The 10,657-nt window shown below is 39.3% G+C and carries 8 protein-coding genes; 6 read left to right on the forward strand and 2 right to left on the reverse strand.

All coding sequences use genetic code 11. The features are described from left to right. The first annotated feature begins 92 nt into the window (after window positions 1–92). Window positions 93–1,013 (forward strand): aromatic amino acid DMT transporter YddG, encoded by a 921-nt coding sequence (gene yddG, locus P20495_RS09710; protein WP_008136402.1) that lies wholly within the window; start codon window positions 93–95, stop codon window positions 1,011–1,013. Window positions 1,014–1,069: 56 nt separating this feature from the next. Here yddG and P20495_RS09705 read toward each other — a convergent pair whose 3' ends face one another. Then, on the reverse strand, window positions 1,070–1,585 hold the full coding sequence (locus P20495_RS09705) for an ankyrin repeat domain-containing protein (RefSeq protein WP_008136403.1): 516 nt from the start codon (window positions 1,583–1,585) through the stop codon (window positions 1,070–1,072). A 99-nt stretch (window positions 1,586–1,684) separates the two neighbouring features. After that, on the reverse strand, window positions 1,685–3,211 hold the full coding sequence (locus P20495_RS09700; RefSeq protein WP_008136404.1) for a catalase: 1,527 nt from the start codon (window positions 3,209–3,211) through the stop codon (window positions 1,685–1,687). A 427-nt stretch (window positions 3,212–3,638) separates the two neighbouring features. On the opposite strand from P20495_RS09700, the gene P20495_RS09695 reads away from it, so the two are divergent. The 5 genes from P20495_RS09695 to P20495_RS09670 all read left to right on the forward strand — a co-directional run bounded on the left by P20495_RS09695 (window position 3,639) and on the right by P20495_RS09670 (window position 10,624). Continuing rightward, window positions 3,639–4,313: an HAD family phosphatase gene (locus P20495_RS09695; RefSeq protein WP_008136405.1), complete on the forward strand. Its 675-nt coding sequence runs from the start codon at window positions 3,639–3,641 to the stop codon at window positions 4,311–4,313. A gap of 372 nt (window positions 4,314–4,685) precedes the next feature. Next, on the forward strand, window positions 4,686–6,407 hold the full coding sequence (locus P20495_RS09685) for a cytosine permease (RefSeq protein ID WP_008136407.1): 1,722 nt from the start codon (window positions 4,686–4,688) through the stop codon (window positions 6,405–6,407). 34 nt (window positions 6,408–6,441) lie between these two features. Then, window positions 6,442–7,965: a mannitol dehydrogenase family protein gene (locus P20495_RS09680; protein WP_008136408.1), complete on the forward strand. Its 1,524-nt coding sequence runs from the start codon at window positions 6,442–6,444 to the stop codon at window positions 7,963–7,965. Window positions 7,966–7,967: 2 nt separating this feature from the next. After that, window positions 7,968–8,885 carry a carbohydrate kinase gene (locus P20495_RS09675; RefSeq protein WP_008136409.1) on the forward strand — a complete coding sequence of 306 codons (918 nt, stop codon included), beginning with the start codon at window positions 7,968–7,970 and terminating at the stop codon, window positions 8,883–8,885. A 269-nt stretch (window positions 8,886–9,154) separates the two neighbouring features. Continuing rightward, window positions 9,155–10,624, forward strand: a complete 1,470-nt coding sequence (locus tag P20495_RS09670) for a carbon starvation protein A (protein WP_008136410.1) — start codon at window positions 9,155–9,157, stop codon at window positions 10,622–10,624. Window positions 10,625–10,657: the final 33 nt, after the last annotated feature.

The raw sequence follows: 10,657 nt of genomic DNA on the forward strand, positions 1-10,657 counted from the left end.
AACCTTGAAAGATCAACAGACCCTAATTGTTTAATTAAATAATTACTGTTAGTTTAGTTTCAAATTTACGAGTGGTACTTTTGGATTGGCAAATGGAGTTTTTAAGCAAAAATAAATACACGCTTTATGGAGTCGCGGCCATATTACTGTGGAGTTGCTTAGTTGCATTACTACGGGATATTTCTGAGTTGTTTAGCCCCATTGGTGGTGCGGCGGCTATGTATTCTGTCAGTGCGATATTTTTAATTTTGGTTATGGGAGTGCCCAAGTTTAGTGGGTTTTCAAAACGTTACTTGGTAGTAGGTACTTTATTATTTGTAGCGTACGAAATTTGCTTGGCGCTTTCTATTGGTATGGCAAATAGTCGTCATCAGGCAATGGAAATGGCGGTTATTAACTATTTGTGGCCCACGCTGACTATATTGCTCTCTATTATTATTGGTCGTAAAAAAGTAAGTTACTGGGTTTACCCAAGCATGATCATTGCTTTTTTAGGCGTTGCTTGGTGTATTACGGGCGATCAAAAAATGTCACTCGATACGCTTGTTACTAACTTTGCTGATAATCCTGCTACTTACTTAATGGCATTAGCTGCAGCGTTTATATGGGCTATTTATTGCGTAGTAACGCAAAAGCTGAGTAATGGTAAAAATGCCATTACGTTATTTTTTACTGTTACGGCAATGAGTTTGTGGGCGCAATATGGTTTTAGTAATGAAGCGCCATTAACGTTTTCACTCAGTTCAAGCATAACATTACTATTAGCTGGTGTAGTCGTGGGGAGCGGTTATGCACTGTGGAATCAAGCTATTATTGGCGGTAACTTAATGCTTTTGGGCACGCTTTCGTACTTTACACCGGTGTTTTCTACTATTATTTCGGCGTTGTATTTATCTATTACGCTGAGTGCTTCGTTTTGGCAGGGGGTTGTGCTGGTAACAGTAGGCTCGCTAATTTGCTACTTTGTAACGCGAGAAAAGCCTAAACAACCTCAAATAGCGTCTGCAACATAAGACTAATTTTATTAAAAATAAGCCCTATTATTTTAGGGCTTTTTGTTGCGTGCAGATTATTTTGCATTATTTACCTGCGCTAGTAACTCTATAACTTTTTGTTGACCAAATGTTTGTGCAAACTGCTCGGCTGTTTGACCGGCTTTGTTTTGATGCGCGTTATCGCAATCAAGTGATACAAGTGTTTTAGCTATACTAAATTCCCCTCTAAAAATAGCAGCCATAAGCGCTGTGTTACCTCGGTTATCTTCTAAACAGGCATTGGCGCCTAAGTGCAAAAGCGTGTTAACCGTGTTTTTATTGCCATGATAAGTGGCAATCATTAACGCGGTATAGCCTTTATTGTTGTAGCTGTCGATAGGAATCCCGGCATCTACAAATTGCTCTATTACAGCTGTGTCGTTTGTGCGTGCTGCGGCAAAGTAATAAGCAAATAAGCTATCGTATTGAGCTTTTGCAGAATGTTGGGTTTCAACTTGCGTACTGGGTGTTTGTGTATCTGATGTATTTTGAGCGTAAACGCTACTGGTAAAGCTCAGTAGTAGAGCGACTATAATTAATAAATTACGCATAACCATTGCCTCTTATAAAAGAGGAAGGGGTTTATTCCTTCCTCATGGTTGTGGTTTAAATAGCTATTTAGTTGGGACTAATTGCTTTTAACTAGTTGCTTATAAGTTAGCTGCTAGTTGTTTAACCATTTTAATATCGCCTTTTACAGCTTTAGTTAAGCGTGTACCGTACTCACTGTCTGCTTTGTAAAAGTGGCTAAGCATTTTGTGTTTAACACTGCTGTTTTGCACTTTGCCTAAATCGCCTGCTAGGTTATTAATTAGGTTTGTACGTTCTTGCTTGCTAAAACCACGGTATATAACACCTGCTTGCGCGAAGTTTTGCTGCTTTTTAATCGCGGCTTGTTGTACAAAGCCTTTTAGCTCTGTGTTACTTCTACGTGCAATTGGGTTTTCAGCTACGTTTTCTTGGCTTGGCTGGTAGTTTACATTGCTTGTAGTGTTACCAATATTCATTGCGCCGTCTTGGTTGTAGTTAACCACTTCAACTTTTGCACGGTTAATTGGCAATTGCTGGTGGTTAGCACCTAGGCGGTACATTTGTGTATCAGCGTAAGAAAACATACGACCTTGTAATAAACGGTCTTCTGATGGCTCAATACCTGGAATAATGTTTGCCGGTGCCATTGCTACTTGTTCCGTAGATTGGAAGAAGTTAGTTGGCATGCGGTTTAGGGTCATTGTTCCTACTTTAGTTTCTTTAATGTCTAACCACATTTTTGTTGCATCTAATGGGTTGTAATCAAAATCATCAAGCTGCGACGGATCAAGCGTTTTAATGTATAGATCCCACTTAGGGAAGTTGCCTTTACCAATTTCGCTGTAAAGGTCGCGTGTTAAGTGTTGGAAGTCTTGGCTTTGCACTTTAGCTACTTCTTTTGAGTCAAGGTTATCAATACCTTGTTGGCTTACCCAATGAAACTTAACGTATTTAACATCGCCCGATTTATTAATCATTTTGTATGCATGTACACCCCAACCGTCCATTTTACGAAGACTTGCTGGTGTACCGTAGTCACTGTAAACCCACGTTAGCATTTGTGTAGAACCTGGTTCGTGCGAGAAAAAATCGAATACGCGGTTAGGATCTTGAATGTTATCAACCGGAGATGGTTTTAAAGAGTGAACCATGTCTGGAAATTTGATTGCATCGCGAATAAAAAACACCGGTAAGTTGTTACCTACTAAATCCCAATTACCTTGGTCTGTGTAAAACTTAGTTGCAAAGCCACGTGGATCGCGCAGTGTTTCTGGGCTGCCTTTTGAGTGAATTACTGAGGAAAAGCGAACAAATACGTCTGTTTCTTTACCTGCTTGTGCAAACGGTGCTGCAATTGTTAAATCATCTAGCTCTTTTGATGCTACAAACACACCGTGTGCGCCAGTACCACGAGCATGCACAACACGCTCTGGAATACGCTCACGTGCAAAGCGTTGCAGTTTTTGAATTAGTTGCACGTCTTCTAGTAATACACTGCCACGTTCGCCAGCAGTAATTGAATTTTGGTTGTCGCCAACAGCTGCGCCGTTATCCTTAGTAAGAGTTGTTGCTGCGCTTGCCGGTAATGCTATTGCAAGTGCCAGTGCAGTGAGTGTTAATTTTGTTTTGTTTATTTGAGTATTCATTGTCGACCTCATCTATTTAAAAGTGCCGGCAGTGGTGCAGGCTGTTAATCTGTTAACGATAGTATTAATTTTATTAACTTCGGTAAAACTGATTAATTAGATTGATGTGATTTGTAAAATAGATGAAATGAATTTGCAGATACACTTTTTACATTAATGTAATTTTTTTACTACGACCTTAGTCGCAATATGCTTTTATAAAATTTATTAAATACAAAGGTGTTTAGTTTTATCTGGCGGTATTTTCACCACGTTGGTGCGTTTTATACTTACAGTGTGTTGACATATTCGCGCAATAAAGGGAATATGCTCAATCTGTGGGCTTATGCTCATTTCTGGATTGTGCTAAAAAGTTGCACAATATTAATCGCGCTTAACTCGTTATGCTTAAATTAGCTAAATCAAACAGTTTGAATAAGGTGACAAGATGAATACTAATATTGAGCTAGTGATATTTGATTGTGATGGCGTTGTTATTGATAGCGAAATTTTAAGCGCACACGTACTCATTAATATGCTTGTTGAAAAAGGCGTTGAGATTGACCGCGCTTATGTACAGCAACACTTTTTAGGCTGCAACTTTAAAACAGTAAGCCAAAAAATAGCGGATGCATTTAATGTCACTCTTCCTGAAAGCTTTGAAGGTGACTACCGCGAGGCACTGTTAAACGAATTTGAAACCGGACTAACCACGACTGACGGTATAAAAGACGTACTTAACAATTTAGCTGTACCTATTTGTATAGCTACTAGCAGCAGCCCAGCACGCACCGCAAAAGCGTTGAGCGTAGTGAGCTTAAGCAAGTACTTTAGCGATACGGTTTTTACCAGCAGCGAAGTTAAGCGTGGTAAACCAGCACCTGATTTATTTTTACATGCAGCTAAAAAAATGGGTGTAAAGCCAGAGCATTGCTTAGTAATTGAAGACAGTAAAGCAGGTGTAAATGCAGGAATTGACGCTAACATGCAAGTACTGCATTACAGCGGTGGGCAACATATGCAAGGCTCTGTTAATCATGTGCACAGTGCTTACCCAAATGTTGATCATTTAACGCATTGGCAAGAATTTTTTAGTGCATACCCTGCACTTAAAAAGCAGTAAACACGCGGCTTTTTAAATAAACAAAGTTTTAAACGTGATTTGCTCGCCTTACACACTGACAGGCAAGCAAACGCAAAATATAAATGTAGATGGTTTTGCTTTACTAAAAATAAAACAAAACATGGCAAAACATCATGCGTTTATAAGCCAAATTATAAAAGGCAAAGTATTTAGGTACTATACCAATCTGCTTGAATATGGGGTTTATTTAACGATAAGAAAATTGCACTGTAACTAGGCAAAAATTTTTATATCTAGTTGTTCTAAATATAAAATTTTTAACGACGTTATGGGGTAATTTAACTCGTTAAATTATTCAAATAGTTATGCAGATTGGTATCAAATATTTTGCTGTTAACAATAGGAAATACCATGGCAACGAGTCCACACACACAAACATTTAAAGATGTAAACGAAGAGCAACTTCCTGTTGCTAATAATAAGCTTCACGGCTGGAAACATTTTGCAGGGCTATATGCTGGCGAACATGTTGCGGCTACTGAATTTGTTATTGGTGCAACGTTTGTTGCATTAGGCGCTTCAACCATTGATATTCTACTTGGTTTATTAATAGGTAACCTGTTAGCAATGTGTTCTTGGTGGCTAATTACTGCACCCATTGCAGTAGAAACCCGCTTAAGTTTATATAACTACTTAAACAAAATTGCTGGTAACTCAATGACCAAGCTCTATAACTGGGCTAACGTGGTTATTTTTAGTGTTATATCGGCCGCTATGATCACGGTATCCTCCACCGCCGTGCGGTTTTTGTTTGATATACCTGCGCAACTTGATTGGTATCCAAATAGCTTTTGGTTTGTAGCCATTGTTTTAGCTGTTGGATCTATTGTTGTATTTGTTGCGATGTATGGCTTTTCTACGGTTGCTGACTTTTCAAAGCTGTGTGCGCCGTGGCTATTTGTTATATTTATTGCAGGCTCGTTCGCGTTATTCCCTGAGCTTTCAAATCATGTATTAGGTTCTACCTCTTTAAGTAGCTTTAGCGACTTTATGACCATAGGCGACTCCTCCATATGGACGGGCACCAACGCCGATGGTGAAAAGGGCATTGGCCTATTAGAAGTGATTGGCTTTGCATGGGCTGCTAACTCAATTACTCATTTTGGTTTAATCGACATGGCTATTTTTAGATTTGCTAAACGCAAAAGCTATGGCTTGTTTTCTGGTGTGGGCATGTTTTTTGGTCATTACTTAGCGTGGATCTCTGCCGGTATTATGGGCGCAGGTGTTGCGGTATTACTTAAAACAACTATTTCATCACTTGATCCGGGCGATGTTGCATACCATGCATTAGGTTGGACTGGTTTTGTTATTGTAATTATTGCCGGTTGGACTACAGCTAACGCAAACCTTTACCGTGCAGGCCTTGCAGCACAATCTATATTTGTTAATCAATCACGTGAACGCACCACCGCTATTGTAGGTGTTGTAACCGTAATTATTGCGTGTTTCCCATTTGTATTTTCTCAAATGCTTCCGCTACTTACCTACGCAGGCTTATTAGTTGTACCAGTAGGCGGCATTGTGTTTGCTGAGCATGTGTTATTTCCTAAAATTGGCCTAACACGTTACTGGGCTAAATATAAAAATATTACCCGCAGCGTACCGGCTATAGCATCTTGGGCGTTAGCACTTGTGTTTGGCTTTGGCTTAAACGCAATTGATGTAATGTCGTTTTACTACTTGTTTATTCCTACATGGATTTTCACCATTGTTGTTTACACGCTTTTAGCTAAAAAATACGGCGCTGGTGATGATTACACACAAGAGATTGAAGCAGAAGAGCAAGAGCAACGTGATATTAAAGAATATCAAGCTGCTGAGGCTAAAGACATTCCAAAGCCAATCATTGACAGCTCTGTATTTACAAAAGTACTTAACGCGGTTTCTACGGTTTCACTGGTTATTATTTTTATATTTGCCAGCCAGGTGATGTTTTTCAGTGAAACTATGAATATGTACAGCGCTAATAAATCGCAATTCGAAATAGCCTGTTTTATTTGTACTGTTATTTATTTTGTTACTGCGTACTGGTCGTTAAAACGCCATAAAGTACTCAATACAGTATCGTAATTTATATTTTATCTTTGTTTAGTAAGGTCGCACCATGACGCAACATCAACACACTGACGCTCTAGTTACAGGGCTAAACCAACAAAGCTTGGCTCAATTACCAAGCCATGTTGATACACCAACCTACGACCGTAGCGCAGTTAAAGCCGGTATTGTACATATTGGTGTGGGCGGTTTTCATCGTGCTCACCAAGCAGTGTATGTTAACGAGCTTTTAAAAACTCCGGGCTCTGAGCAATGGGGCATATGTGGTGTTGGCCTTTTAGAGGGTAACCGTGGTCTGCGTGATATTTTAAAGCAGCAAGATTACCTTTATACGCTTACTGTTAGACACCCAGACGGTAAAATAGATAAAAAAGTAATTGGCTCAATGATCGACTTTTTGTTTGCTCCAGAGGACAAACAAGCGGTAATTAATAAGTTAGCACACAGCGATACTAAAATTGTGTCGCTTACTATTACCGAAGGCGGTTACAACTTTAACCCTGCAACGGGCGAGTTTGACACCAGTAATCCAGATATTATTAACGACATTAATAACCCAAACGACCCAATTACAGCGTTTGGCTACATTACTGCTGCGTTAAAATTGCGTAAAGAGCAAGGCCTAGGCGCGTTTACAGTACAGTCGTGCGATAACATTCAGCACAACGGTAACGTAACACGCAAAATGCTTTTAGCCTTTGCTACAGAGCAAGACAAAAACCTAAGTGAGTGGATTGAGCAAAACGTATCGTTTCCAAATGCGATGGTTGACCGTATTACACCTGCATCTAAAAAGAGTGATATTGATTACGTGGTTGATGCATATGGTGTTAGCGACGAGTGGCCAATTACCTGTGAGTCGTTTACACAATGGGTAATAGAGGACACATTTAGCGACTCTCGTCCAAATTGGGACGTTGTTGGTGCACAGTTTGTTACTGATGTAACGCCTTATGAAACCATGAAAATACGTTTACTTAATGCAGGGCATTCTGTACTTGGTTTATTAGGTTCAATCCATGGCTATAGCACTATTGACGAAACGGTATCTGATGAATTATTTGCCACATACCTGCGTGCTTTTATGGATAAAGAAGTAACCCCAAATCTTGAACCACTTGAAGGCATTGACCTTGAAAGCTACAAAGATACGTTAATAGAGCGCTTTGCTAATCCTAATATTAAAGACAGCCTAGCGCGTATCTGTAGTGAAAGCTCAGCTAAATTGCCTAAGTTTTTAATTGCCACAATTAACGAAAACCTAGTACAAGGTCGAGATGTATCACTGGCAACGCTTGTTATTGCTACTTGGTGCTTATACAGCGATAAGGGTTTAAGTGAAAACGGCGAGCAGCTTGAAATTCAAGATGCGATGCAAAAAGAGCTTAATTCTTACGCGCAAGAGACTCAAACTAGCCCGATTGCATTTTTAAAGTTAACGAGCTTGTTTGGTAAGCTTGAGCATAACGAAACGTTTACTGCTGAATATAAAAAGTCGATTGCTGCGCTGTATGCACCTAATAGTAAAGTTAAAGCCATTATGAAAAACGTACTTGATCAAAAGAGTAACTAATTATGAGCATTTTAATTAATCATAAATCAAGCGAAAACGTAAGTGTTAGCTGTTTTGGCGAAGTGTTATGGGATTGTTTTGATTCAGGTAAACGCTTAGGTGGCGCGCCACTTAACATGTGTGTGCGTATTAACTCATTAGGCATTAAAGCCGACATGATCAGCGCTGTTGGTAACGACGAGTTAGGCGCTGAGCTACTAAGCGAAATTACTAGCAAAGGCGTAAGCTGCGAATACATTGCTATTAATAGTGACAAAAAAACTAGCACGGTTGAGGTAACACTCGACAGTGGTGGCTCTGCAAGTTATGAAATAGTGGCAGACACTGCATGGGATAATATAGCGCTTACCGATGAGTTACTTAGTAAAGTTAAAAGTAGCGATGTATTTGTATTTGGCAGCCTAATTGGGCGAAGCGAAGCGTCTTTAGCAACATTAAATCAACTAGTTGATGTAGCAAACTTTAAAGTATTTGACGTAAATCTACGTGCACCGCATTACAAGCTAGAAACACTTGTAGATTTAATGAATAAAGCAGACTTTATTAAGTTAAACGATGAAGAGCTATACGAAATAGCAAAAGCGATGGGTTGTAAGTTTCATTCGCTTGAACAAAATTTAGCGTTTATAGCACAGCAAACAAATACCGATTACTTATGTGTAACTAAAGGCAGCCACGGTGCTTTATTAACAATCAAAGGCGAGAATTTTTATAATTCAGGTTATTTAATTAGCGTAATTGACACTGTTGGCGCAGGGGATTCGTTTTTAGGTTCGTTAATTTATCAGCTTTGTAGCAACGACGACGCGCAATATGCCGTTGACTTTGCATGTGCCGTTGGAGCAATGGTCGCCGAAAGTTCTGGCGCAACACCTACTTTAACGCATCAACAAATTAGTGAGTTTATGAACCCACTTTAAAAAACATTGTGTGTGAAAGCGGTTATAACGTAAAAGTTTAACCGCTTTTTTTGTGCCCAAAATAAGACGCGTGTAATAAATATTCAATGTGGAACGTTAAGTGTGCAGGTTGCGTAAATAGTGGCTTATATCGATTATTGTATTAGCTAAACGTCTTATTGTTTGAGGGTTGAAGCTTTGTTATTGTTCGTCGATTATTCACGGATTGAAAAGGCGGGGCGACACACAATGCGCTCTATAATACAAATACAAAAAGAGAAACGTGCTTTATGATCATCTTTTTTATCTGCCTCACTATTTTAATACTGGGCTATAAGTTTTACAGCCCATTTGTTGAAAAACAAGCCGGTTTGGATTCAACTGCTGACACACCACAAAAACGCTTTAGCGAAGGTGTTGATTACGTCGCTATTCACCCTGTAAGAGCATTTTTAATTCAGTTTTTAAACATTGCTGGCGTAGGTCCAATATTTGGCCCAATTTTAGGTGCTTTATACGGACCAGTTGCACTAGTATGGATTGTACTTGGTAATGTTTTAGGTGGCGCTGTACACGACTTCTTCTCAGGTGTAATGAGTATAAAAGAAGACGGTAAAAGCCTACCAGAAATCGCAGGCCATTATTACAACGTCGTATTTAAAGGCTTTATGCTTGTATTTACTGCCATGCTACTGTTTTTTGTAGGTGTAGTATTTATTATGAGCCCTGCAGGTTTGCTAAGTAACCTTGATTTTTTTGAAGGTACAATACTGGCAAATAATACCTTTTGGGTACTCGCTATTTTAGCGTATTACTTTTTAGCTACCTTGCTACCAATTGATAAAATCATTACTAAGTTTTACCCAATTTTTGGTGCGCTAATGATTGTAATGACAGTGGCAATTGCTGTTTCATTATTAATTAATGCGCCGCACTTACCTGTACCAAGTGACTTTTTAGCTTACTTTGAAGCTGATCACGCACATGACTTTTTAGAGCCAAACCCAGATGGATTACCAACATGGCCATTGTTATTTATAACAATTACTTGTGGTGCTATTAGTGGTTTTCACTCTACTCAAGCGCCTATTATTGCGCGCTGTTTAACTAACGAAAAATACGTACGTCCAGTTTATTATGGCGCTATGATGTGTGAAGGTATTGTAGGTTGTGTATGGGCACTTGCTGGTATTGCAGCGTTCCCAGAGGGTTACGCAGGCTTAAAAGCATTGCTTGATCAAGGTGGTCCAGGCTTAGTAGTAAACCATGTAGCTAACAGTTACTTAGGTGTATTTGGCGGTATAATGGCAATTATTGCAGTAGCCGTATTCCCAATTACTTCTGGTGATACAGCGTTCCGCTCATTACGTTTAACTGTTGTTGATGCGTTTAATATTCCGCAAAGCATACGTAACAGATTACTAGTGGCCGTTCCTATACTGACAATTGCGTACTTTATGACGAAGCTCGATTTCTCATTAATTTGGCGCTACTTTGCATTTTCAAACATGCTGCTTTCTACAAGCGTATTATGGCTTGCCACTAAGTACTTGTTTGACCGTGGCACATTCCATTGGATTGCCAGTGTTCCTGCTGTTATAGCAACAGCGGTAACGGTTTCTTATATTGGTACTGCCGCAATTGGTCTTAACTTATCAAGTGATTTAGGTAAACCTATTGGCGCAGCAGTCGCTGTGATAGGTTTAATTGTTTTAGCAATTGTGCACTCTAAGCATAAAGTTAAACCAACAGCGGTTTAATAATCACATAAGTTATTTAAAGCATTAAAAAAG

The organism is Pseudoalteromonas sp. BSi20495 (assembly GCF_000241185.1).
GTDB lineage: Bacteria > Pseudomonadota > Gammaproteobacteria > Enterobacterales > Alteromonadaceae > Pseudoalteromonas > Pseudoalteromonas fuliginea.